The following is a 25,895-nucleotide window of genomic DNA, read 5'->3' as shown; positions in this document are numbered from 1 at the left end:
ACGCATATTTCATAATCTATCTTTGAACTGATGCCTTACTTACATTAGTTAATCTGTTTAAACTATTATAATGACCTCGATACAAGATTGATAAAAATAATGTTTTTGAAAAAGCAGTATATCAAAAAAGTTATATTAATGATGATACAAATAATTATAAAAAAACTAACTGCTTTATTTAGTATAGCTTTGAAGTCAGAAGATAAAAAGTAGTTTTGACTTAAGCGAAATAATTGGTGTATCTGAAAAGCTGTTCATGTAAATATCTATGTCATGCGTTTAAATATCTACTTTTATTTTTAAGCAAAAATATTACTGTGACAAACAATGCTAACAGTTCAGAAACTACAATAGCTAGCCAAATACCATTAATACCAAAGAATATTGGTAATATGACAATGACTATTACTTGAAATACAAGCGTTCTTAAAAATGAAATGGTAGCAGAAATAATGCCATTGTTAAGTGCTGTAAAAAATGCGGAGCCCCAAACATTGACCCCCATGAGCATAAATGCAATAGAATAGAGTCTGAAGCCATGACAGGTCATGGTAAACAGCTCTATATCATAACTGGCAAAAATCTTTATCAACGGTGCGGCACAAGCCTCGGCAATCAAAGTCAGAGCAACACCTGATACAGCAATTATCTTAATACTTTTACTAAACAAGTTTTTAAGCTCATCGTGATTAGCTGCTCCGTAATTATAGCCAACAATCGGTGAAGTACCCATAGAAAAACCTATAAATATCGCCATAAAAATAAAATTAACATACATAATAATTCCGTATGCAGCTATACCGTTTTCTCCTGCAATTTTCATTAGCTGAAAATTATAAAGGATGCTTACACATGAAGTGGAAAGATTAGTTACCATTTCAGAAGCACCATTTGTACATGCTTTCAATAGTATCTTTCCATAGAATTTAGTTTTCGTCAGATGTAAAAGACTATCATTCTTTTTTGAAAAATATATAATTGGAACAATACCGCCAACAAGCTGACCTAGTGCTGTTGCAAGTGCAGCACCTGCAATACCCCAATTAAAAACAGCCATAAACAAAAAGTCCAATACTGCATTTGTTATTCCAGCCATAATAGATATTTTCAGACTTAATGCAGGCTTTTCAGCGGTTACAAAAAAATTCTGAAAAATATTCTGCAAAATAAAAGCTGTCATTGAAATGAATATAATGCGCCCATATATCATGCAATTTTCTAATAATTCACCAGTTGCCCCTAATGCGGCAGAAATCGGTTTGATAAATGTAAAACCAATAATGGAAACGAGTACAGATATAACAACAGCAAGATAAATCAGCATAGAAAAATATTGATTTGCCTGCTCATGTTTTCCCTCGCCTAAAGTTTTTGAAATAACTGCACTTCCTCCCGTTCCCATCATAAATCCTATTGTACCAACTCCCATGGCTACCGGCATAATCAAATTTACTGCGGCAAAAGGTGTTTTACCTACGAAATTTGACACGAAAAAGCCGTCTACAATAGTGTATAAAGACATGCAGACCATCATAAGAATTGGTGATATTACAAAACGAAGTAGCCTCTTGTAAGTAAAATGATTGGATAATTGTATTCTCAATATTCTTTCCTCCTGAACCAATTCTGCGCATATTCTGACAGAACAGAGCTGATTTTTTTATTATCTGTTGCTGCTTCAACAATCGTTCTGTTTTTGCATGTTGATATTGAAATGCTTTATAAGAAGAAAAAGTAAGCCCATAGTTAATAGGATATTATTTAAGCATGCCATTATCTATAACTTTTTCTACGTACTCTGTATCTAAGTTACACTGATTTGCAACTGCATCTAATATCTCTTTATCGTAATAAGAAAGATGAAGATAATCAGATAGTTGTTTCCCTAATTCTCGGCCGCCACTTCCGAATTCTCGCCTGATTGTAATAATATTCATAATAAATTCTTCTGTTATTAATACAAAAAGAGCGTCCGGTTAATAATAACCGGGCGCACCCGACATCTTCCATTCGACTATATCATTGCGATGATAAGTCCTCCGATGACATTTCCATTATTTTTTTTATTTCCACATCCAGCAGATCATTATGCTTTCGTGTAAGGTGTAAAAATTTATCAAAATTTTTTTCACCTAGTTTTGAAAAAGCATTTTCTTCTGCTTCCATTAAAGGCAGTATTATTTTCATTGCAAGATCCTTTCCAGATGGAGTAAAAAATATTAGTTTGTTTTTACGATTATCTGGAGAAGGTATAAGTTCAATAAGTTTCTGTTCCTCAAGATGTTTAAGAGCCGAATTTACTGTTTGTCTGCTATAAAACCAAATATCACAAAGCTCTTTTTGTGTGTATGCTTCTGATCGTTCCTGTATGGAATATATGATCCAAAACATTGTATCTGATAGACCGCTACTCTTTGCATAATTATGATATAGCTGGTCAAGTTCTTTAAAAAGTTGATTATATATACTCAACTTTGAAAATATCACATCATTCATGATGTTCTCTCCTTTATCTTGGAATAATCCGATTTAGGACAATAATATTATAATCCGAAATCGGATTATCGTCAATTAGTTTTAAAAAATTCTTGATCCTGTGTAATCCTCGTTTGATGGAGATACGGATTGACTTTTCGTTTACACCTTCAGCCTTAGCAATAGCAGTATGGAGTTGTTCGCTTGTGAAATTACGCTCATAAATTTTATCGGGCGCTTTTAAAAAAGTATTGTTGGTATAATATGGGCAATAATCTTTCGGATTAATTATTTTCATGCTTTTACCATTCTTTTGATTTTGGAATTTGTGAATATAAAAGATGGTGGTGGAGCATGACAGTAAATGGCTATAAATGTAAAAATGACTGACTGAAAAAGGTCACTTTAATATACCCTCCGAATTTCCAATTTTGAAAAAGAAATGAGTAGCAGGTTCATCCGTTAATCTTCTTAGTATATTTTGAAATTATTTCGTCAAGTTTGATTTTCTCAATTTCTCGGATAGATGCAAATGGCGCAGGTTTTGGGTCATTTCTACCAATCTTCTTTTCAAACCAAGCGACATCGTGCCATACACCACATTTATACCCTGTATTATGGTATGTTCCTAATTTTTCAAAACCCAAGTGTTCGTGTAGCTTTTCACTGTTCTCATTTGGAACCGTTACGCCTCCATATATGTTGCAAATATTTTGTAACTGTAAAATTTCAATTAGTGAATTGTAAAGAACCTTGCCTATACCGCAACGCAAATGATTTTTATCAATATAAACAGACAACTCTGAATTCCATTGGTAGGCATCACGCTCCATTTGTCTATGTGCATACGCATATCCAATAATCTTATTGTCTATTAGACAGACAATATATGGATAATCAAACGAAATTCCTTTGATACGTTCTGCAAATTCATTTAGCGATGGTATTTCGCATTCAAAAGTAATTGCTGTTTCTATAATATAAGGTTTATATATTGATAAGATTTCAGCGGTATCTGTTTCTTTTACAAATCTGATAATTTTTCTGCTCATAGTTGTCCTATTTCCTTTCTTTGATTACATTTTAGATATTACTAATTTTATAACAACATTTAAACAAAAGTATATAATTCCTTTTATAGTTGAATTATATCACCGATTTAAGCAGAGGTAAAATTGACTTTTTTTATCGCTTGATATAGAATAAATTCATATCAAATGCTAACTTTTCAGAGGAGAAAAAGAAGACATGCTAAAACCCAGTGAAGTAAATAAAGCAGCAAAAGTTATGGAGGCAGATAATCTCAGATTCCGTTCTTTTCTGAAGAATCATGCCGATGAAGAGGAACTGGACAAGCAATTTCTGGTATTACATAATGAATTATTTGCTGATTATGATTGTAGAAACTGCAGAAACTGCTGTAAAATGTATAAAGGAACATTTCAAAAGTATGAACTGGAAAAAGCGGCAGGATACTTGAATATAACAACTGATCAGTTTATAGATTTCTTTCTGGAATTCAACGAAATTGGATGCAGCTATGAAACCAAACACAAGCCATGTGATTTTTTAGATGAAGTCGGAAACTGCAAGCTAGGTGATATGAAACCTGAAAGCTGCAAAACTTATCCCTATACAAATCAACCGGAAAGGTTATGGAGCCTTGCCAATATGTTAAATGTGGTTGAAGTATGTCCGGTCGCTTTTGAGATATTTGAAAGATTAAAGAGAATTTATAGATTTAAAAATAGGCGGCGATATTAGCTGAAAATTGGTAAAATATTAGGTAGGAATAACATAAAACGTGCGATTGAAAGGAAATAGTATGGACTGGCAGAGGCTATTTCGAAGTCATATATTGGACAGAGGGTTCCAGTATTACAAACAAGGTTCTGTAGAGGATTATTGGCAAGGGGAAGACTTCATAGAGGCAACAGTGCAGGGGAGCGAAGCATATGATGTGTCTATTGATATTATAGACGGAAAGATCATTGAGATGTACTGTAATTGTCCATATGCGGAGGAAGGAAACTATTGCAAGCATATGGCTGCCGTATTGTTTTACATGGAAGAAAATCATGATAGTTTTAACGTAAAAAAAACGTGGGCTGGCTCAAATAAGCTTTCCGAAGTAGTTCCGCTCAAAGGAGAAAGTGTTAGAGGATTAGTAGAAAAAACGGATGAGAAAGTGATTCGTGACTTTTTAATAAATATTCTGGAGAATGATGGAAAAATGTTTAATCGATTCAGAAGCGTTTTATGCTGTAAAGTATCTCCAATGGATATGAAACGCTATAAAAATCAGATCGATGGAATATTTAGAAATTATGCAGGACGGTATGGTTTTGTTGATTATTACAATGCAGGATCGTTTATCTTGGAACTTGAAGAAGTTTTGGATCACGATGTTATTAGATTGGTGGAGAATAAGCAGTTTGAAGAAGCATTTGAACTTACCAATTACATATTTGTGAAGACAGGAAATCAAGACATGGATGACTCAGATGGCGGAACAGGTATGTTAGCTGACAGGTGCTTAGAAATCTGGCAAGAAATCATTGAAAACAGTGATATGGAGATGAAACGGAAAATGTTCCAATGGTATACAGAACATTTAGATGGCTCCATTATTGATTATATGGAAGCTTACATAGAACAATTATTATTTGAGAATTTTATGGAAGAAGAGTTTCTGCTCTATAAGCTTAAGTTAACGGAAAAGAAAGTATGTACATATAAAAATGAAAAAGATTCATGGACGCGTGGATATCATGCGGGAATGTGGGCACTTAAGCATATAGGAGTTATGAAGGAGCAGAAGACATCGGAGGACCTTATAGATAAATATTGCAAAGAAAATCTGGAATTTAGCAGTGTCAGAGATTATTATGTTAACAGGCTCATATATAAGGGCAAATACGATGCTGCAATTCAAGTGCTTGAAGAAGGAAAGGTTGTGGATAAAAGCTTTCCGGGACTTGTGGAGGATTACAGTCTGAAATTAAAGGATTTATATCAACAAACAGGAAATAATCAAGCTTATGAGAAAGAGTTGTGGTCTTTTGTACTGGAATATAGGGCCGGAGATTTAGATGCATATAAAGAGTTAGAATCACTTTATAGTAAAGAAGAATGGGAAGAAAAAAGAGAAGTAATCTTTAAAAATCTACCGTCTCATGCGCCAATGGATAAATTATATGAAATGGAAAAGTTATATGACAGACTACTGAAAATTGTGTTGGATTCGGCAGGAATTTATAAGTTGACAGAGTATGAAAAATGCTTGAAGCCGTTGTATCCCGAAGAACTTTTAGTTAAATATGAGGCAACGGTAAAAAACATGGCAAGTCGTGTTTCTGATAGGAAACGATATAAAGAAATTGTTGCTATTCTGAGAAGAATGCAAAAATATCCGGAAGGAATGAACAAAGTCAAAGAACTTGTAATAGGCTGGCAGTTGGAATATAGGAATCGGCCGGCGATGATGGATGAGCTAAGAAAATTATAAGGAAGGTAAAAGTTTAATACTTCAGATTTTATGGTAGACTATCTTAAATGACATTCTAAAACTATATGACTATTGTAGTAGAATCGAAAAACAGCTTGAAACCATGCTGCAGGAATGCATATGTGAGGAAGAAGAGCAACTTGATTCTGGAATGAAATTTCAATAACATAAATAAGTAACTACCCAATTAAAATGCTGCAGGGTAGTTCTTTTAATTTAAGGAAGAAAGTTTACCTTTATAAAAGTTTTAATCAAGAAAATTGCTTTACGCCAAGGAACCACCAGCTTTATACCAGATTAGTTTTGCCTAAATCGCAGTTTTGACACGAAAAAGTAGGGCTCGAACACAACATATAGTGGTTTTGGTCCGATTTTGGGGCCAAAAAACAGCCCCAAATGACGTTTTTTGACCTCTAAAAAAGGGCGAAAATATAGATGACATAACTCATGTTAGAGATAATCTATTAGTATGAATACGAAGGATAACAGAAGGGAGGTATGTAAGTGAAAGGATTTTTTGATTTTGAAAAAGTATCAATTTCTTTAATTGTTCTTCTTTTTGCTGTCTTCGTATTCTGGAATGTATTCAGTTCGAATAATGAAAATGAGCAGGCGATATCATTCAATGGAATAATTGATGTTTCAGACTGGGATTTTGGGCAAAATGACCCGATTCATCTAGATGGACAATGGGCATTTTATTGGAAACAGTTCATTATGGCAAGTGAACTGAAATCTTATAAGCCTGATGCATTTGTAACAGTACCGAGTGTCTGGAATGCTTATAGTATTGGAAACAAGAAGATAAAAGGGCAGGGCTATGCCACTTACGTTTTGCATGTCCGTACAGGAAAAGCCCAAGAAACTATGCTGGGACTTAATCTTCCAACTTTTTCAAGTGCCTATAAACTATACATAAATGACACGTTAGTTGCAGCCAACGGTATAATAGGTACAAGCCAAAAGGAAGAAATTGGTGAGTATAAGCCAAAGGTGGTGACTTTTATTGCTCCTGCCAGTGATTTTGATATCGTCGTTCAGGTTTCAAATTTTCACTATGCCAGAGGTGGCTTTTGGGGCAGCATTTACTTGGGTAATCCTGAAAATGTATTGGAACTTCAAAATAAAGCGTTTAGTAAAGAATTCTTCATCATTGGAGCACTCTCGCTGATTGCATTTTTTTATCTTTCTGTTTTCATTTTAAACAGAGAAATGAAGCATAGTTTGTATTTTGCTTGTCTTTGTTTCATGCTGGTTTTTACTGTACAGTCGGTTGGACAATTTACATTATTTCGCTATTTGTCGGCTATTGATTTTCGTTTAGTGATCTTTATTTGGTACACCTCAACGATATGGGTGCTTGCATTTCTGTGTTTGTATTTAAATGAGCTTTTCAAGTCCGAGTTTTCGAAAATAATTACCAGATGCTATCTTACTTTTGTTGTGTTTTATCAATTATTCATGCTCCTTACACCCACAACTTATTATACGAGATTTGGAAGGGTCAGTGACATCGTTGAAATAGTAGGAGCAATTTTACTCGTGCTGATCATTGTGGATGCAGTTCGACGAAGAGAAAAAAATAGCTGGTTGAATATGGCCAGTATCATAGTCGTCCTGCTTACATACGGCCATGATATACTTTATTTAACGAATGTGATTGATGATAGACGAGGGGAAATATTATATCTCGGAATTTATTTATATTTATTTTTTCAAATGATTCTGCAGGCAGAACAGATACGTTATTATTACGACAAAAAAGTGGCTGCAGAGCTTAACTTTCTCCAATCGCAGATAAAGCCCCACTTTTTGCATAACACCCTAAATTCCTTTATGGCAATATCACGCTATGATATTGAGACTTCTAGGAGACTGATGGTCAACTTTAGTAAATATTTAAGACAATGTTATGCATTTAAGGAAAATCATCAATTGGTGCGTTTCAAGAGTGAAATTGAATTGGTAACAGCATACATGGAGATAGAAAAGATTCAATATGAGGACAGGCTCGAAGTTGAGTATCATATTGATGAAGCTGACGTGATGGTTCCTGTTATGGTGTTACAGCCCATTATTGAAAATGCTGTAAAGCATGGCATCCTTCCAAAAAGAGAGGGTGGAAAAATTGAAGTTTTTATCCATCAAGAGCAAAATGAACTGAAGTTCTTGGTGAGGGATAATGGAATTGGTATCGAACCTGAAAAGCTGAAGCAGCTTTTGAAGAAAAATGTTGAAGGTGGAATTAGTCTGTCCAATATTCATAGGCGTTTAATCAGGCTTTATGGTAAAGGCCTTAATATTAAAAGTAGCAGGGGTGATGGAACAGAAATATCGTGGATGATTCCAATCTGTGACAGGAGGAGAAAAGAAGGATGAAAGCAGTTCTAATAGATGATATGAAACCTGCACTTCGTGAGATGGAATACTTATTAAAGAAATATTCAGAAATAGAAATTATCGGGAGTTTTTCAGATCCTATCAGTGCACTTGAGCAAATAGAGAGCCTTGGTCCACAAGTTGTTTTCTTAGATATTGATATGCCACAGCTTCAGGGTATTGATGTGGCATCTGTGATATTACGATTGGATCAGAATATAGAGATTATATTTGTCACAGCATATAATCAATATGCCGTAGAAGCTTTTGAGTTAAATGCAGTGGACTATCTTTTAAAACCCGTCGATATCAATCGTCTGGATAAAACTGTGTCGCGATTGCTAGCAAAGAGGGAAGTTGCTAAAGAACACTTGGATAATAAAGTTAGGATACAAAGCTTTGGCAGGTTTGAAGTATTTGTAGAAGGAAAAAAGCCTGTATTGTTTAGAACAGAAAAAACAAAGGAGCTTTTTGCTTATTTAATTCATAACAGACATCGAGGAATTTCTAAAGAAGATATTATTGAAGCACTTTGGCTAGGAATGGATTATGAGCGTGCTGTCAAGCAGTTATATAACGGTATATACTATATTCGGAAGGCATTGCTACAATATGGTATATCAAGAGAAATATTATCTATAGAAAATAACTATAAATTGAAAATTGAATTAGCAACATGGGATAGAGATTTATTTGTAAATCTTATGGATGAAGGCGTGAGAGGAGATATTGAAGCATTAAAAAAAGCAGAGAGCCTATATAGAGGAAACTATTTCGAATGTGAGAAATATATGTGGTCTATCTCTGAGAATGATCGGCTTGCCATTTTATATCAGAAAGGTATCGTGTTACTTGCCAAATCCTATATAAATGAAGAACAACAGGAGGAAGCAGAATGCCTTTTGTTAAAAGCTTTTTCAATCAATCCTTGTCTAGAAACCGTTTCAGAAATGTTGATTGAACTCTATCTTATAAGTGGAAATAAAGCTAAGGCAATAAAACACTTGAATTTATATAAAGAAAAATTAAGTATTTATTTGGACATTATGCCAGATATAAAATTTGAAAAAATGTTAAAAAATAAATGATTCAATATGAATGTATAGGAGCCGACACCCAAAAATTAGGGTGTCGGCTTTTTTGGTGAAATTTTGGTGAAAATGAATATGTATAATGATAATTAGTTGATATGCAGAACTTATGTAGAAAAAAGTCATTATCCATGGAGGTGATAACGGTGCTTGTGTATATCCTTGATAGAAGGTGTAAAGATAGAGAGCAAATTGCAAAATGGTTAAGAGAAGATAAACGTATAAATAGTGTATCTTTGTTTGATGATTATTATACACTATTTCAGAAAATTACCATTGAATCACCGAATCTGTGCCTGATTCGAGCTGGTGACCCTGTGATACCATGCTTTGAAGCGGCAAAGTTAATAGAGAAAAATAATCCTAATTGTAAAACAATATTTCTATCTGACAGTAAGGAATATGCGGTGGAGGCGTTTGAAATCAGTTTATATGGATACCTTTTGTTACCAGGAGATAAGAGTAAGCTATATAAAATTGTTTTTGGAGATAGATGATTTTTAGATAAATAAAAATAAATAAATTAAGCTTAATCTTATTAAAACTTATTTAAGGGAGGTCTTATGTTGAAAAGAAAAATATTATATAAAATCATAGCAATGATGATGGTAGTTGCGATGTTAGTTACCATGGTACCGGATTTTGGTATACAAATGGCTTATGCTGCAGATGAATGCACAGTTGCTTTTGATAGCAAAGGTGGAAGTGAGGTAAACCCTCAAACGGTTAATATGGATACCACAGTAACTGAACCTTCTTTACCAACCAAAGAAGGATATATTTTCGGTGGATGGTATACAGATGCAACGCTCAATTCAGCTTTCAATTTCAACACGCCAATCAACGCGAATATAACATTGCATGCAAGATGGAATGCTGTGTTTGCAGATTTCTTCAGTAATGATACAGCCAACTGGGCTCCTGTTTCCGGAACATGGAGTTTAAATGAAGGAACGTATTATCAGAGCAGTATTTTGGCCAACCAAGACTTTTCTCTGGCAGGAGATACAAATTGGACAGATTACACAGTTGAAGCAGATATGAAAATCATCTCCGGAGGTGGGGATGATACGGGAATCGCCTTTAGAGTTACGGATGAAAACAACCTCTATATGCTTGCAGTTAGAAAAGGTGAGGAAATTGAATTATATAAAAGAACTGAGGGTTCATGGTACCCACTGAAGATATCAACAACACCATCTATCGCAAATGATGAGTGGTATCATTATAAAATTGTGCTAGAAGGAACAAATATAAAGGTTTATTTCAACAATTCTCCTAATCCAAGCATTGATATTAATGATAGTACTTTCACAAGTGGTAAAATTGGATTAAGAACAAATGGTACTCCAGCTAGGTTTGATAACGTTGTTGTGCACACGGCAAAATGCATGGTATCCTTCAATTCAAACGACGGATCGGCTGTTGCTCCACAGACGGTACTGAGTGGAAACACAGCAACTGAACCTTCTTTACCAACCAAAGAAGGATATATTTTCGGTGGATGGTATACAGATGCAACGCTCAATTCAGCTTTCAATTTCAACACGCCAATTGCAAAGAACACAGCACTGTATGCCAAGTGGAGCGTCGATGAGTCTCCTAAATGGGCAAGTGGATATCCTAAGAAAGTAACCGTTGGAAGCACAACAGCTCAGATTGCAACGAAAACAAATAAACCAGGAAAAGCCTATTATGTGGTGCTTTCCGATGGTGCTTCTGGGCCATCTGCTGCAGAGGTTAAAGCGGGTACTGGCAAAGGTGGTATTTCCGCTATCAAAAAAGGAAGTATCACATTGGCTGCGGATACAGAAGCATTAATTGATCTGACCGGATTATCCTCTACGACGGTTTATAATGTCTATCTCGTGGCGGAAGACGATAAAGAGACACCGAATTTACAGCAGACTACGGAAAAAGTCATCATAGCAACAGACATAATTGCCTATTACAAATTTGAGGGAAATGCGCTTGACAGTAGTGGAAACGGAAAAGACGGTACAGCAGGAACCGGAGTAAGTTATGTCAGTGGATTTTCTGGTCAGGCAGCAAACTTTGATGGAGCTGAAAATGGAAACATTGTACTCCCCTATGGATTAATTCACGAGAATCCTAATTTTACCTTGATTATGAGATTTAAGACAACAAACTCAGGGGGACTATTAGGTTATCAGAATGCCGAAATAGGTGGAACGCCAGATGCGTTTGTTCCAATTTTAAGCGTTCGAAATGATGGCAAATTATACGCAGAACTTTGGATTGGCAAAAAAGGTGGTAAGCAGATGTCAATCGTCTCGACCCAAACTGTCAATGACGGAAACTGGCATAAAGTTGCATTGTCGGCAACGACAACGACGCTTGCTCTTTATATTGATGACGTGCTGGTTGAAAGCAAAAGCACGTCAGATACATTGAATTACTTTGACATGAGCTATAATCAGCTCGGAACAAATGACTCAGCGACGAGGGACAATCAGCCTGACGGTTGGAACCCTTATACCGGACTCATGGATGATTGCTATATCATCAGTAAAGGGATGAGTAATAATGATATTCAAAGATTGACGAGTTCCCTGGCTCTTGGAAGTACGGAAATTCCCGAGGCTTCTGACAATGACGGAAGCATTACAGCTAAACAGGTGGTAACACTTAACAATGCAACTTTTGTAGAAGACTTGAATGGCGGTGTTACAGTCAATAACTTGCCGGCAGGGATGGGTATCAGTGTAACCAGAAATAGTGATACACAAATGACAATTGCGTTTACTGGCAATGCTACAAATCATGAGTCTTCAGACAGCATTGATAATGCTTCTGTGACAATTGCTCAGTCAAAAATTGTTGGCGCATCGTCAGACGTTAGTTCAGGAACATTTTCTTTCATCTTCTCAAATGCGGAGAGTCAACCAGCCCCTAATTTAACAGCTTCTACGGGTACAACAGATTTCACAAAGGGTTCGGCTGTGGTGGTGGATAACGCCTTAACAATAACTAGCACTGATAATATAGAAGGTGCCAAGGTTTATATAACCAATGGATTTGAAGCGGGGGATATGCTTTCTTTTGAAAACCAAAACGGTATAACCGGTTCTTATGATAAAACAAAAGGTATTTTAACCTTATCAGGAACTGCTACAGCAGCTCATTATCAGACAGCCCTTCGCAGTGTGACGTTTAATAATATGTCTTCAAAACTTGTGACGGGAACAAGGACGATAGGGTTTTCAATAGGAACAGCGGTAGGCTATAAGGATCATTATTATGAATTTGTAGCTGCACCGGGAATGACATGGAATGATGCTAAGACCGCAGCAGAGCAAAGAACTTTATATGGATTACAAGGCTATTTGGCTACGATTACTTCTCAAGTAGAAAATGATTTTGTGGCTAAAAAAACTACCGGAAATGGCTGGTTGGGGTTAACCGATGAAGGTCATGACCGAGAATGGTATTGGGTGACTGGTCCAGAAGCTGGAACAAAAATAGCTGACCAATGGGATCAGCCATTAAAAAATGGTGGATATGATCCTGTTAGTAATACCTATAATAATTGGGCTTCAGGAGAACCAAACAACTACCCAAGTAATACGGATAACGGTGAAAACTGCGGGCATATGTATGCTGGCAAAGGAACTTGGAATGATTATAAATGGAATAATAGCTCTATTAGAGGTTACATTGTTGAATATGGCGGAATGCCAAGTGATCCAACTATTAATTTGTATGATGAAAAAGAACTGAGTGTTTCCTTATCTAATGATGCACTGCTATCAAATTTGACAACAAATAATGGGGCAATATCACCCGTTTATGACATAAGTAATTTAAAAGGACGTTATGAATTAAATGTTGCTCATAATGTTTCATCTTTGGTGATAACAGCAACGACTTCTGATTCGTCGGCAAGTTTGCATTATGATAGTTCAACAGGATACAATGAGGCAGGTACTAGTGGCAATGCTTCAGGAAATATTTCACTAAATGTGGGAAGCAACACAATTCATATTGTTGTAACAGCACAAGATAACGTAACAACAAAAACATATACATTAATGGTTTATCGTGCCGCTTCGGAAGATGCAAATTTAACAGGGTTAGTATCTTCTGTGGGAACTTTATTGCCTACTTTTGATAGTGGAATAACAAGCTATACGTTAGATTTAGGAGATCAAGGTGAAACAACTTTAACACCGACAACTTCTGATGTAGGAGCTGTTGTATCTGTAGATGGAAAACGAGTTGAAAGCGGTCATGCATCGGGAAGTATTACGGTTAATCCAGGGGAGACACGAAATGTACCTTTGGTGGTAACAGCACAGGATGGCACAACGACTAAGATTTATTCAGTCGCGGTTAAGAGAAATGCTTCCTCAGATAATACATTATCCGCTTTAACGCTTAAAATAGCCTCATTAAACGAGACTTTCGCCCCTAATATTTATTCTTATACAGCTTCAGTAGAAAATGATGTTACGTCAATTCAAGTTATTCCGACATTATCTGATTTGCATGGAACTGTGGCTGTGAATGGTACAGTGATGGCCTCTGGAAGAACCTCTGGGGAAATTGATTTAAATGTAGGGGATAATACTATAATGGTTCGTACGACTGCTCAAAATGGTGTTCAACAAGAGTATACCATTGTTGTAAATAGAAGTGATTCTCCTATTGATACAGAGAATGTACAAATTATCTATACGCCAGGGGATGATGCATCGCATGTCACAGGAACTGTCACTTTACCATCATCGGGAGAAGATGGAAGCACCATTACATGGGAAAGTGATGATAATACCGTTATTAATACAATGGGACAAGTTGTGAGGCCGGATTATTTTACCGGTGATCGCGTGATTACACTAACAGCAACTATCAATAAAAATAGTGAATCACAGACAAAGACTTTCAAGTTAAATGTTTGTAAGACCATTTATGTGGCACCAACCGTGACGCTTGGTTCTGCCATGATCAATGAGTCAGCCAATAATGACGGCTCTATTGAAGGAACACAAGTGGTAACAATCACAGGTGGTAGCTTTGTTGAGGATATATCTGCAGCAGATGTGACAGCAAATAATTTGCCAGCAGGTCTTTGCATAACCTTGACACGTGATAATGCACAACAATTGACCATCGGATTTACAGGCAAAACGGCCGACCATCGATTAGATTGTTCGGTGGAAAATGTATCCTTTACAATAGCTAAAGACAAAGTAAACGGTACTTTATCTGATTTAACAACAGAAACTTTTGGAATAAATTATTATGACCCAGCTCGTATCTATTTAGGCGAGGCAGAGGTTATGGAACCAGGACCGAATTATGATACCGGTACGATTGCAGGAAGCTTGACGGTTTATATTGAAAACGGAAGTTTTAGTAATGACATATCAATTGACGATATTCAACTTAATGGGCTCCCAAATGATTTGGATTTTGCTTTAGAGAGTGTTGCATCGAATCAATTGGTTCTAAATTTTACTGGAGCAGCACTTTTACATGATAATGAGAATGATGTACCGGATGCAACAGTGACAGTGTATCAGGATCATGTAATGGGAACTGATAATCCAATGACTTCTAATACATTTAAGATAAACTTTAATGAGCCGGAACCTATTATGCAGGTTGATGTGAGTGTTATTCGTGAATCTAAGGCTAATGACGGCAGTTTAGAGGGTGCAGTAACAGCGACGCTTATTCATGGGATATTTGCTCAGGATATCAGTGATGCAGATGTAACGGTTACAGGACTTCCTAAAGGAGTTGAATTGTCAAACTTTACAAGAGAAAGCAATACCAAAATTCATTTTGAATTTTCAGGGAATGCTCTGTCTCATGAAGAGGAAGATAGCTTAGAAGAGGCATGTGTTCAAGTCTTTGCAGAAAAGGTAATACCAGACAATTTAATATTTGAAAATAATGTATTTCCTATTATTTCAAATAGCTTTACAATTAGATTTATCAGCCCACCACCATATATTACAGCACAAAAAGATTTGATTACTGAATCATTGGCACAGGACGGAAGTATAACGGATCAACAGACGATTATACTGACAGATGGCGTATTTTTAGAGGTAACCAAAGAGGATGTAAGAATAAATAATTTACCAGAAGGATTAGACTATCAGGTGACAAAAGTGGATAATACGACATTGACGATTGCATTTACTGGGCATGCAGCGGTAATGAACAAGGCATCTAGATTAGCGTCTATATCCATTGCGGCTTCAAAGATTTCAGGAGCCAAAAATAATTTGACAACACAGTCATTTACCATAGATTGTCCATCCTATAACACATTGATAGCCCATGGCTTGTCTGGCTTGACACTGACGGTTGGGGAACAAAGTGTTTCACTTGCACCAACATTTGATGCGGAGACTTTATCCTACAGTGCGGATGTGGATACGGCAGTCAGTGTGGTGGTGGTAACACCGATTAAGGCGGATACCAATTCAGTAGTAACCATAAATGGCATCCCTTATGCAGGCCCGGGAGGGCAGTCCATCAGTCTGAAATATGGATTAAATACATTACAGATTAATGTACAGGCATCGGATGGAACAACGAAAACGTATAACTTGTCCGTCTACAGACAGTCAAGTGGTTCAAATCATCATACGAATGCCCATAACACCAAGGCGACTGCTGATGAAAAAGGAGCTGCTATCATTGTCAACGGTCAGGTTCATGAAAACTCCGCGGTTGCTATGACCGTTGAAAAAGATAATGTGATAACGACAACTATGGTGATTGACCCGAAAAAGCTTGAACAAAAGCTTGAGGCAGAGGGACAGGGTTCTGTTGTGACGGTACCTGTCAATACTAAAGCGGATGTGGTAATAGGCGAACTGACAGGACAAATGGTTAAGAATATGGAAGCCAAGGAGGCAGTTCTTGAAATAAAAAAAGATACTGTTACCTATAAGCTGCCTGCGTCAGAAATTAATATTGATGCGGTATCGGATCAAATAGGTCAGCAGGTGGCATTGCAGGACATTAAAGTTCATGTAGCGATTTCTGCTGCTTCTCCCAAAACTGTTCAAATCATTGAGGATATGGCAGGCAGGGACAACTACAACATTGTCGTGAAACCTGTGGATTTTGAAATAACCTGCACCAATGGAGATAAGACAGTTGAGGTTTCAAAATTCAACGGTTATGTGGAAAGAACGGTTGCCATTCCTGATGGGATTAATCCAAGTAAGATCACAACGGGTATTGTCTTTAATGCAGACGGCACCTTTAGCCACGTACCAACTCGAATTACTGTTGTAGACGGTAAATACTATGCAAAGATAAATAGCCTAACTAACAGTGTTTACTCTATTATTTACAGTCCGAAGAATTTTGCAGATGTTGAAAAGCACTGGGCGAAGGATGCGGTGAATGACATGGGTTCAAGGCTGGTCATCAGTGGTGTTGGAGATGATAGATTTGAGCCGGACAGGGATATCACCAGAGCAGAATTTGCAGCAATCGTGGTGCGGGCGTTAGGATTAATGCGTACTGGAGTTGGAAAAGATTCCTTTGGCGATGTTTCCAAAAATGAATGGTATTATGATGCAGTGTCCATCGCGTATGAATATGGCATCATATCCGGGTATGGTAATGGCAAATTTATACCTGAGGACAATATAACCCGTGAACAAGCCATGACGATCATCGCCAGAGCCATGAAACTGACCGGACCGGAGTCAGGGCTGATGGATGCTGAAATAAGCAGTCTTCTGGTTGGTTTCGCAGACTCAACGGATGCAGCTGGCTATGCCAAAGCATCGATTGCCACTTGTATTGAAACTGGAATTGTTTCAGGAAGAGGCGGAAAACAACTTGCGCCAAAAGACAATATAACGAGGGCTGAAGTTGCGTCGATTGTTCAAAAGCTGCTGAAGAAAGCAGAACTGATTTAAAGGATGTGGAGTGTTCCGTATTGGAGCACTCCATTTCACTATTATAAACCATAGGGCTGGCATGAATTTTTCAAGTTAAGTGGTGTTAAGCATATTCTTGGATGGCTCGCCAATGAGAAGGGATACCAAAGGGGATTGCATCGATTAAAGAACCTCATGAAGCCGTGCATTGCTGGAGCAATATTTTGAAACCCTAAATGACTAATAAAATGACGAAAAACTACCTGGTGGGTAGCTTATAGAAAGAAAGGACTACTGTACAATGATACAGTAGTTATTTTTGTTTTGGAGTGATTTTATGACAATGATAATAGAAGTGCATCCCAGAGAGGATTATCAGTTGGAGGTACGATTGACCAACGGTGGCAGTATCACGCTGAATTTAAAGACGAAGCTTGAAAGATTGCTTCAAAATCTGATTTGATCGATATTAGAACGCATTAATAAAACGGAAAATAATTAGATAATAATAACGAGAAACGTATCTAAATCAACGTTTCTCGTTTTACATTTGTTCTATATAATTTATAATGAGACGTATTTGTCTCCATTTGGCCTATGACCCAGTAGGCTCTCATGGCATCATTATTGTTTACTCAACGTATATTGAAACGATAGCATTGCTTATCCTTAAAAAGAATTGTAATGTATATACTTTGATAGTTCCTGTATTTATAAACAAATGCTTGTTATGCGTTTGGAGATGTTCCTTCAGCGTTTGATACAACTGCATCGATTTGGATTAAAGCATCTTTAGGTAAAGCTGATACGCCAACTGTTCTTCGTGCAGGAATACCACCTGGAAAGAATGTTGTGTAAACTTCGTCTACAGCATCAATATCTGCGATATTTTTAAGGAAGATATTTACTTTAACTACATCGTCCATAACGTGGTGGACACTTTCTAAAATTGCTTTGATATTTTTTAAGCACTGTCTTGCCTGCTCTTTTACATCACCAGCTACCATTTCACCAGTTTTTCGTTCGATAGGTAATTGAGCCGAAATATGATTATAATGAGAAAAAGCTACAGTTTGTGTAGATAGAGAACTCTTTGGTGCATTTTCCGTGTTGTTTGCCTTTATGACGATTCCATGCCTATCTTCAACAGCTTGTGGGGGTGTACCATCTCCGTGTGACACCACTGCTTCAATTTGTACTAATGCATTCATAGGTAAAGCTGAAGCTGCAACTGTTGTCAGTGCAGGGACATAGGCTACGGCTCTAGCTATAGCCGAGTCTGGGAAAAATGTAGTATAAACTTCGTTTACAGTTTCAATATCCGAGAGGTTTTTAAGGAAGATATTAATTTTAACAATATCGTCAAAAGGAACGTCAATACTTTCCAAAATTGCCTTGATGTTTTTTAAGCACTGTCCAGCTTGCTCTTTTACACCACCAGCCACCAATCTACCAGTTTTTGGCTCAATAGGTAATTGAGCTGAAATATTATTGTAATGAGAGAAAGATACTGTTTGTGTAGATAGAGCACTAGTTGGTGCATTTGCTGTGTTATTTGTAAGCTTTATAAGGTCGCCTGCTTGTGGTGCGTTTGGAATTGTACCTTCACCGTTTGAAACAAGTGCTTCAACTTGCACTAAAGCATCCATAGGTAAAGCTGCAACTGCCACTGTTGTCCGTGCAGGAACATAGGTTGGGAAGAATGTTTTATAAATTTCGTCTACTGCGTCAACATCTTTGATGTTCTTAACGAATACAGTGATTCTAACAATATCGCTCATAACATGATCAATGTTGTCTAAAATTGCCTTGATATTTTTAAAGCACTGCTGCGCTTGCTCTTTTATACCACCAGCTACTAAGTTACCAGTTTTTGAATCGATAGGTAATTGAGCTGAAAGATTATTGTAATGAGAAAAAGCTACAGTTTGTGAATATGGACCGATACCTTTTGGTGCATTTTCTGTATTTCTTGCTAATACTGCGTTATAATCGCTCATAATAGTATTCTCCTTTGTTTTGTTGATTGAATCTTAAAATTCATTTAAGTGAATAATAAACCTTGGACTAGTTCCAATGTCAATAGGTATTTTTACTATTATCAAAATAAATTTTTGGTCCAAGTGAAAAAATATTCTTAAGTATTGCTGAAATAGGAGTCCTACGGTATAATAGCCTTTAACTCACATAGGATTTTAAAAAGAAATGAAGGAAGATTTTTATGAAAGATAAATTTTTAATTGGAGAGTTGTCAAAACTATTTAATATCAGTACCGACACACTGAGGTATTATGACAAAATCAATCTAGTTAAACCTGAGCACAATGAGAATAATGACTATCGATACTATAGCATCAGAAATTTCTTCAAGTTAAGTAGAATTCTTTTCTTAAAAAATCTTGATATTTCATTGAGTGAAATAAAAAAATACATGAGCAACAAGAATACAAACAATCTACTTTGCTTGCTGAAAAAGAAGGAAGAGGAAATTGATATAAAAATGAACAAGCTGGTAAATCTTAAAAGAAAAATTCAAACAAAGCTTGAGCTTTTAGAAAATATAGAGGGTCAGTTAGATCAAATAATTATTAAGAAAATTCCCCAAAGAATAGGGGAGTTTATAGATATGAATAATGTTGAAAGTGATTTTGAAATTAAGCAAAATTTAAAGAGGAATGAAAATTATTTAAAAATAAGTTCCTGGCTTATTGAAGGACAGATATATACCTCATTATCAAAGGAAAATATGGACAAGAGGATTTTTAATAAATTCAGATATTTTATTGAAATTGTGCCCGTCGATTCGGAGTTTTGTAAGCAATTGAAGATAATTCCTGAAAATGAATATGTTTGTATTACGTTTTTAGGACCCTATAGGGATATGGGGAAGCATTATCAACTACTTATACATTGGATTGAAGAAAATGGATATCAGATCGCAGGAGACTCCATTGAAAAAAATATAGTGGATTACGATTTTTCGGATTCAGAGAATGAATACATTTCGGAAATTCAAATTCCTATAATTAAAAAAACTTAAAGGGCTTAAATGTAGAAAAAATAGTTTATCGTAAATAAAAATACCGTTGTCTTGACAAAAAATCAAAGATGGATGATAATGAATATATTCATTCATAAAATGATTTTAAACGGAGGCAAAAATATGGCATTGTCTAAAAATAAATTCTCAAAGGACGAGAAGGATCGTTCCCGTAAAATACGTATATCAAAAGAACCAGATGAACGACGTCAAGAGATTGTAGAAACAGCATTAGAGATGTTTTCTGAAAAAGGTTATGAAAATACAACAATTCAAGATATCGCTGAAAGAATGAATATATCTCCTGGTTTATGCTACCGGTATTTTAAATCGAAAACGGAAATCTTTGCGGCAACTTCAGAATATTATGCAATACAAGTGGTAGAACAAATGAAAATTCCAATATCGCAGGATATTTCGGCCATTGAAAAGCTGAATCTTGTTATAAACCGTATGTTTGATTTTTCGGTGAATCACCATGAGTTTGAGTCCAGATATAATGAGGGGTCAAGTATTAGGGCAATTCTCTTAGATGATGTAGCATATCAATGGATGACTGTAATGATACCAATTATAGAACAGGGAATGGAAGAAAAAACTTTTAGTTGTAGCAATGCTCCAAGAACAGCTCAGTTTTTGATTTCAGGTCTGGTACACACGTTCCACGCAGAAATGCCGGAGGAAAATGCAAAGGAATATATGCAATCCTTTTTCGATTTTACGCAAGATATGCTAGTACGTGTTTTAGGAATCAAGGCAGATTAGAATATAAAATAGAATATATGTGAAAGAAAAAATACATGAAAAGGCTATTGGTTATCATGTATTTTTTATTAGCAATTTATTGAATAAATTCATTCATTGACTTTTTTGGCAGAAGGGTTTATTATATGAATGAATAAAATTATTCATTCAAAACGTGGCGAATGAAAAGATAAAAACATTGCGAATCGTAAAATCGGGATTACATAAAAATGTTCTATTCATAGTTTCAGGATCAAGAAAGCTGCAAAAGAAACAAGATCAAGTCAGGGAAGCGCTAAATCAATCAATACTTTCAGTCAATAGCAATTGCAGGGTGATCACGAAGATAGTCATTGCAGCCTTACATTAAAAAAAGTAATACCACAATTTCATTCATAAATGTACACAAATTTTAAACTAAAGGAGATTTTTATCATGAACAAGGAAGAACGTATCACAATGCTAAGGGAAGCCCCAATCCCTCAGCTTTTATTGAAAATGGGATTGCCGACAATGATCGGCATGCTGGTAACAGGGTTTTATAATCTGATTGATGCTTACTTTGTTGGAGGACTTGGGACAAGCCAAATGGGAGCAATATCTATTGCCTTCCCTCTTGGACAAGCGATTGTTGGTATCGCAGTTATGTTTGGCGGCGGTGCAGCGGCATATATATCCAGACTGTTGGGAGAAAGGAAAAATGAAGAAGCAAGTCAGGTAGCCTCAACGGCTCTTTATTCAAGCCTTATTATTGGGGCTGTTGTAATTATTCTGTTAGAGTGTTTCTTAGACAAAGTATTATGGGGGTTAGGCGCAACGGAAACAATTTTTCCTTATGCAAAACAATATACCATTATCTATATAGCCAGCTCAATTTTCAACATATTTAATGTTACCATGAACAATATTGCTTCAAGCGAGGGTGCAGTTAAGGTTTCTATGACTGCTATGTTACTTGGTGCCGGACTAAATGTCATCTTTGCTCCTGCTTTCATTTTTGGTCTACATATGGGGATTATAGGAGCAGGTTTGGCAACGGCTGTTGCTCAAATCGTAACATCAATTATGTACTTGTTTTATATAGTAAAGAAAAAAAGTATCTTTAGCTTTTTTCCAAAAGAAATCCGTTTTGAAGGTATAATTTTCAAGGAAATTTTTAAAGTTGGAATAGGAATTCTTGTTTTTCAGCTTGCAACCAGTGTTGCTATTAGCTTAACAAATATGGTAGCGCAGCCATATGGGGATTCTGTTATTGCTGCAATGGGAATTGTGACCCGTGTGATTTCTATGGGCATCTATGCGGTATTTGGTTTTGCAAAAGGCTTTCAGCCCATTGCCGGATATAATTATGGTGCGGGACAATATGAACGGTTACAGAGTGCAACAAAGACCGCAGTGAAATGGACTACCATCTTTTGTGTTTTAATGACGCTATTCATGATTTCATTACCACAGCCGGTAGTTTCTTTATTCACAACTAACGATGCATCAGTTATAGAAATCGGCTCGTTTGCACTTCGTATCAATATCATAACATTCATTTTCTATGGCATAGAAGCAATTTACTGTATGCTATTTATGGCACTTGGTAAGCCATTAGGTGGTTGGGTACTTTGTGCCGGACGTCAGGCCGTGTTCTTTATTCCTATTATTTTGATTCTGCCTAAATTTATGGGACTAAATGGAGTAATCGTAGCTCAGCCGATTGCTGATATTATTACGATTATCATCATGGGAATTTTAGCAATAAAAATGAATGGAGAAATCAAGCATTCTGCAAAAGTGCAGGTATCGCAGGTATCTAATTCAAATTTGAATGTAATTGGTAAATAGTCATGGTGTTTACACTTTATAATAAAACATATAACCTAAAAATATAAAGAACTTATATAAAAATTGAAGGAGAAATGAAAATGAAAGTTAAGCAGATTTTAAATCGAATTTATGTTAATGAAATGGATCAGGTGGTAACATTCTATGAAAACCTTCTAAGGGAAAAATGTAGTATGAGATTCGAACACAAGCAGTTTCATTTGGAAGTAGCTCAAGTAGGCAGCATTCTTATTATTGGCGGCTCGGACGAAGTACTAAAGTCATTTAGAGATACAAAAGCAGTATTTATTGTTGACTCGATAATAGAATTTAAAGATTTCCTATTAGAGAATGGTGCCATGATAATGAAAGATATAAAAGAGACTCCTACAGGGGTCAATATGATTGTAAAACACCTTGACGGCACTATTGCAGAATATGTAGAACAACGAAATTAGCCAGTACTCTTACTTATATAGTAGAGCTGACGGAATACGAATACTGAAGAAAGGAAGTGAACGAATAATGATGCCAGAGACATATGCCAATCGGCTATAACAAATACAAGACACCAAGTTTCTAAGCGATTACAAAGAGTCATTGCAAAATTAAATCAGTTAAGTGTAGAGGAAATAAATAGAAATATGGATTTTGTTATCAATAGTATTTAATTAAAAAATTCTAATAATATCTATATACACATAGAGCTGGATGTTTTAGATCATGAAAAATTAGCATTATCATAAGGACAATCAGCATGGCCCTTATTCTGCTGTACATGATTTTTCTTACTGAAACTTTTTAAATTTTCAGATGTAAACTGACTCCTCTATAATTGAATCATGGAAATTATTATGAATTTTTTTTAATGGGTTTTATTTTACAATTTTGTGAGAAAAAAATAGTATTAATGTTGCTTGTGATTAATGAAGCGTGTTAGTTTTTATGAATCTTTTGGAATAAGTAAAAAGGCAGATGAGAATATTAAGAAGATAATAATGATGATGAAATGCGGTTCGGAGGATAAAAGTAGACTTGAACACAATCTGGTGTGTTTTGAGACAATTTTTAAAAAATAGTGAAAATATAGATGACATAGGGTAAACTGATATAAACAAAGTGTAATTCTAACTAGTTTTAAGACTTCTATAGGATACTTATTAAAGATGGGAAGAGAAAGAGAAATTTTATAGATGATGGGGGTAATAGTATGCAAAATAACATTTTGATTATTGATGATGATATAGAGCTATGTCAATTATTAAAAAAATGCGTAGAAACTGAAAATGTAATCGCTGATTTTGTCCATACAGGAACGGACGGTTTAAATCAGTTAGTACAAAATAATTATAACCTTATTGTTTTGGATGTCATGTTGCCGGGAATGGATGGATTTCAGGTGCTTCAAAAAATAAGAAAAACGAGCGCTGTTCCAGTGTTGATGCTTACTGCCAAAACTACCAGTACCGACAAAGTTAACGGACTCCGTTCCGGTGCCGATGACTATCTGACAAAACCTTTCGATGTGGAAGAATTTATTGCTCGCGTTTTGTCTTTGATCCGACGATATACGACCTTAAATAACAATGCCAGCGAAGAACCTCATAGGCTCTTATTTGAGAAGCTTACAATCGACTTGGACACTCGGATTATTTATATTGAAGATGGGCAGGTTGAGCTTCATGCAAAGGAATTTGATATTCTTTGCTACCTTGCTAAAAACCAAGGTAGAATTTTAACCAAGCAGCAAATATATGAAGAAATATGGCAAGAACCCTATGCCTATGATGATAACAACATCATGGGATATATTAGTAAACTGCGAAAAAAGATAGAGCCTGACCCAAATAATCCTATCTATATTCAAACAGTGAAAGGTGTAGGCTACCGATTTAGCCGGGAGGTATAAAATGGATGGAATTTATGTGAAGCTCCCGTTGCTTGTTACTGTAGTTGTAATTGCCATTATTGCTGTCATTTCTACCCTTCTGCTTTTCCGAAAAATGCGCAATTTCAAGTTGAAATTGAAGGATATTTCCGAGACACTGGACGACATTGCACATGGCAACAGCAATCGAAAACTTTTAGCAAAACCCAGTGATATGACTTCTATGATCTGCTATAAAATGAATGATATTGTTCTTGAGTTTCGGGAACAGGTCATTGACTTAAAAAGAGCGGAGAAAACCAACAGTCAATTGATGACAAGTCTTTCCCATGATGTGCGTACTCCGCTGACAACTCTAATTGGATATTTAGATGCAGCGCAGAAAGGTATTGTAGTTGGCACGGAACGGGAAGAATATATAGAAACTGCCCGGTTGAGGGCACATGATATGAAAGACTATGTAGATGTGCTGTTTGAATGGTTTAAACTGAATTCCAATGAAGAAACTTTTGCTATTCAGGAAGTAGAGCTTGCAGAACCTACCAGAAACATATTAAAAGACTGGATTCCAATTTTTGAGAACAATGGACTTGATTTTGATATAGAAATCCCGGAAAAACGCATCAAGGTTAATTTAGATACAGATGCCTATGCTCGTATTATAAATAACCTAATTCAGAATGTAATCTCCCATAGTCGGGCAAGTCACATCAAAATCAAGATCTCTCTCCTTACCGCTAGTATAATAATTTCTGTTGCAGATAATGGTAAGGGAATTTCCAAGCAGGATCTGCCTCATGTTTTTGAGAGGCTTTATAAATGTGATACAGCACGTTCTGAAAAAGGAAGCGGCTTAGGGTTGTCCATTATACAGCAGCTTGTAGAAAAGATGGACGGTTCTATTACAGTCCAAAGTGAACCGTATCAACGAACAGAATTTATCGTACGATTTCCATTGATTGAAGAAAAAACCTGCTGAACGAAAGGCAGGTTTTTTACTTCTCTTGTAAGATTCAAGGTTAATTCAAGGTTCGTGCAAGGTTCATTCAAGGTTGAGGGAATAAAATTAAATTTATAA

At 36.0% G+C, this 25,895-nt stretch carries 19 protein-coding genes; 13 read left to right on the top strand and 6 right to left on the bottom strand.

Translation table 11 applies throughout. The annotated features are described in order from the left end of the window. Positions 1-271: 271 nt before the first annotated feature. From K292_RS0105255 to K292_RS0105240, 5 genes are all read right to left on the bottom strand, one after another. Positions 272-1,603, bottom strand: coding sequence for an MATE family efflux transporter (locus K292_RS0105255; RefSeq protein WP_027398961.1), 1,332 nt, complete (start codon positions 1,601-1,603; stop codon positions 272-274). Between the two features lie 154 nt (positions 1,604-1,757). Beyond that, a complete protein-coding gene (locus K292_RS0105250; protein ID WP_027398960.1) occupies positions 1,758-1,937 on the bottom strand; it encodes a cytidylate kinase family protein in 180 nt (59 codons plus the stop codon). 82 nt (positions 1,938-2,019) lie between these two features. After that, the gene (locus K292_RS0105245) at positions 2,020-2,496 is read right to left on the bottom strand and encodes a MarR family winged helix-turn-helix transcriptional regulator (RefSeq protein WP_027398959.1); all 477 of its coding nucleotides are present in this window, start codon (positions 2,494-2,496) and stop codon (positions 2,020-2,022) included. A 13-nt stretch (positions 2,497-2,509) separates the two neighbouring features. Further along, positions 2,510-2,773, bottom strand: coding sequence for a hypothetical protein (locus K292_RS18505; protein ID WP_245570827.1), 264 nt, complete (start codon positions 2,771-2,773; stop codon positions 2,510-2,512). Positions 2,774-2,930: 157 nt separating this feature from the next. Then, positions 2,931-3,527, bottom strand: a complete 597-nt coding sequence (locus tag K292_RS0105240) for a GNAT family N-acetyltransferase (RefSeq protein WP_027398958.1) — start codon at positions 3,525-3,527, stop codon at positions 2,931-2,933. Between the two features lie 196 nt (positions 3,528-3,723). On the opposite strand from K292_RS0105240, the gene K292_RS0105235 reads away from it, so the two are divergent. The 7 genes from K292_RS0105235 (at position 3,724) to K292_RS18995 (ending at position 17,796) form a co-directional block, all read left to right on the top strand. Next, entirely contained in the window at positions 3,724-4,239 is a 516-nt protein-coding gene (locus K292_RS0105235) for a YkgJ family cysteine cluster protein (RefSeq protein ID WP_027398957.1), read from the top strand. A 61-nt stretch (positions 4,240-4,300) separates the two neighbouring features. Further along, complete coding sequence (locus K292_RS0105230) at positions 4,301-5,983, top strand: SWIM zinc finger family protein (protein WP_027398956.1); 1,683 nt, start codon at positions 4,301-4,303, stop codon at positions 5,981-5,983. A gap of 504 nt (positions 5,984-6,487) precedes the next feature. After that, on the top strand, positions 6,488-8,362 hold the full coding sequence (locus K292_RS0105225) for a sensor histidine kinase (RefSeq protein WP_027398955.1): 1,875 nt from the start codon (positions 6,488-6,490) through the stop codon (positions 8,360-8,362). Continuing rightward, positions 8,359-9,450 carry a response regulator gene (locus K292_RS0105220; RefSeq protein ID WP_027398954.1) on the top strand — a complete coding sequence of 364 codons (1,092 nt, stop codon included), beginning with the start codon at positions 8,359-8,361 and terminating at the stop codon, positions 9,448-9,450. Before K292_RS0105225 ends, K292_RS0105220 begins: the two co-directional genes overlap by 4 nt. A 149-nt stretch (positions 9,451-9,599) precedes the next feature. Beyond that, positions 9,600-9,950, top strand: a complete 351-nt coding sequence (locus tag K292_RS0105215; RefSeq protein WP_027398953.1) for a response regulator — start codon at positions 9,600-9,602, stop codon at positions 9,948-9,950. Positions 9,951-10,016: 66 nt separating this feature from the next. Then, positions 10,017-17,372, top strand: coding sequence for a cadherin-like beta sandwich domain-containing protein (locus K292_RS0105210; RefSeq protein WP_027398952.1), 7,356 nt, complete (start codon positions 10,017-10,019; stop codon positions 17,370-17,372). A 298-nt stretch (positions 17,373-17,670) separates the two neighbouring features. After that, the gene (locus K292_RS18995) at positions 17,671-17,796 is read left to right on the top strand and encodes a DUF2442 domain-containing protein (RefSeq protein ID WP_216858783.1); all 126 of its coding nucleotides are present in this window, start codon (positions 17,671-17,673) and stop codon (positions 17,794-17,796) included. A gap of 265 nt (positions 17,797-18,061) precedes the next feature. Here the strand turns inward: K292_RS18995 and K292_RS0105205 are convergent, their stop codons facing one another. Beyond that, positions 18,062-19,333, bottom strand: coding sequence for a RidA family protein (locus K292_RS0105205; protein WP_027398951.1), 1,272 nt, complete (start codon positions 19,331-19,333; stop codon positions 18,062-18,064). A gap of 221 nt (positions 19,334-19,554) precedes the next feature. On the opposite strand from K292_RS0105205, the gene K292_RS0105200 reads away from it, so the two are divergent. From K292_RS0105200 to K292_RS0105170, 6 genes are all read left to right on the top strand, one after another. Beyond that, a complete protein-coding gene (locus tag K292_RS0105200; RefSeq protein WP_027398950.1) occupies positions 19,555-20,373 on the top strand; it encodes a MerR family transcriptional regulator in 819 nt (272 codons plus the stop codon). A 78-nt stretch (positions 20,374-20,451) separates the two neighbouring features. Beyond that, complete coding sequence (locus K292_RS0105195; protein ID WP_207637158.1) at positions 20,452-21,138, top strand: TetR/AcrR family transcriptional regulator; 687 nt, start codon at positions 20,452-20,454, stop codon at positions 21,136-21,138. A 414-nt stretch (positions 21,139-21,552) separates the two neighbouring features. Then, positions 21,553-22,950 (top strand): MATE family efflux transporter, encoded by a 1,398-nt coding sequence (locus K292_RS0105190; protein ID WP_027398948.1) that lies wholly within the window; start codon positions 21,553-21,555, stop codon positions 22,948-22,950. 80 nt (positions 22,951-23,030) lie between these two features. Beyond that, positions 23,031-23,387 carry a glyoxalase/bleomycin resistance/dioxygenase family protein gene (locus K292_RS0105185; protein ID WP_027398947.1) on the top strand — a complete coding sequence of 119 codons (357 nt, stop codon included), beginning with the start codon at positions 23,031-23,033 and terminating at the stop codon, positions 23,385-23,387. A gap of 752 nt (positions 23,388-24,139) precedes the next feature. Then, a complete protein-coding gene (locus tag K292_RS0105175) occupies positions 24,140-24,838 on the top strand; it encodes a response regulator transcription factor (protein ID WP_027398946.1) in 699 nt (232 codons plus the stop codon). A 1-nt stretch (position 24,839) separates the two neighbouring features. Next, positions 24,840-25,796 carry a sensor histidine kinase gene (locus K292_RS0105170; protein WP_027398945.1) on the top strand — a complete coding sequence of 319 codons (957 nt, stop codon included), beginning with the start codon at positions 24,840-24,842 and terminating at the stop codon, positions 25,794-25,796. Positions 25,797-25,895 lie beyond the last annotated feature (99 nt).

Source organism: Anaerovorax odorimutans DSM 5092, from assembly GCF_000426305.1.
Lineage (GTDB): Bacteria > Bacillota > Clostridia > Peptostreptococcales > Anaerovoracaceae > Anaerovorax > Anaerovorax odorimutans.
Note: the sequence above shows the minus strand (reverse complement) of the source record. Positions and strands in the feature narration are given on the sequence as shown.

What these genes read in the sequence shown, in the direction of transcription:
- K292_RS0105250 (WP_027398960.1), bottom strand. Translation starts at nt 1,937, where the DNA reads ATGAATATTATTACAATCAGGCGAGAATTCGGAAGTGGCGGCCGAGAA.
- K292_RS0105245 (WP_027398959.1), bottom strand. Translation starts at nt 2,496, where the DNA reads ATGAATGATGTGATATTTTCAAAGTTGAGTATATATAATCAACTTTTT.
- K292_RS18505 (WP_245570827.1), bottom strand. Translation starts at nt 2,773, where the DNA reads ATGAAAATAATTAATCCGAAAGATTATTGCCCATATTATACCAACAAT.
- K292_RS0105240 (WP_027398958.1), bottom strand. Translation starts at nt 3,527, where the DNA reads ATGAGCAGAAAAATTATCAGATTTGTAAAAGAAACAGATACCGCTGAA.
- K292_RS0105235 (WP_027398957.1), top strand. Translation starts at nt 3,724, where the DNA reads ATGCTAAAACCCAGTGAAGTAAATAAAGCAGCAAAAGTTATGGAGGCA.
- K292_RS0105230 (WP_027398956.1), top strand. Translation starts at nt 4,301, where the DNA reads ATGGACTGGCAGAGGCTATTTCGAAGTCATATATTGGACAGAGGGTTC.
- K292_RS0105220 (WP_027398954.1), top strand. Translation starts at nt 8,359, where the DNA reads ATGAAAGCAGTTCTAATAGATGATATGAAACCTGCACTTCGTGAGATG.
- K292_RS0105210 (WP_027398952.1), top strand. Translation starts at nt 10,017, where the DNA reads ATGTTGAAAAGAAAAATATTATATAAAATCATAGCAATGATGATGGTA.
- K292_RS18995 (WP_216858783.1), top strand. Translation starts at nt 17,671, where the DNA reads ATGACAATGATAATAGAAGTGCATCCCAGAGAGGATTATCAGTTGGAG.
- K292_RS0105205 (WP_027398951.1), bottom strand. Translation starts at nt 19,333, where the DNA reads ATGAGCGATTATAACGCAGTATTAGCAAGAAATACAGAAAATGCACCA.
- K292_RS0105200 (WP_027398950.1), top strand. Translation starts at nt 19,555, where the DNA reads ATGAAAGATAAATTTTTAATTGGAGAGTTGTCAAAACTATTTAATATC.
- K292_RS0105195 (WP_207637158.1), top strand. Translation starts at nt 20,452, where the DNA reads ATGAATATATTCATTCATAAAATGATTTTAAACGGAGGCAAAAATATG.
- K292_RS0105190 (WP_027398948.1), top strand. Translation starts at nt 21,553, where the DNA reads ATGAACAAGGAAGAACGTATCACAATGCTAAGGGAAGCCCCAATCCCT.
- K292_RS0105185 (WP_027398947.1), top strand. Translation starts at nt 23,031, where the DNA reads ATGAAAGTTAAGCAGATTTTAAATCGAATTTATGTTAATGAAATGGAT.
- K292_RS0105175 (WP_027398946.1), top strand. Translation starts at nt 24,140, where the DNA reads ATGCAAAATAACATTTTGATTATTGATGATGATATAGAGCTATGTCAA.
- K292_RS0105170 (WP_027398945.1), top strand. Translation starts at nt 24,840, where the DNA reads ATGGATGGAATTTATGTGAAGCTCCCGTTGCTTGTTACTGTAGTTGTA.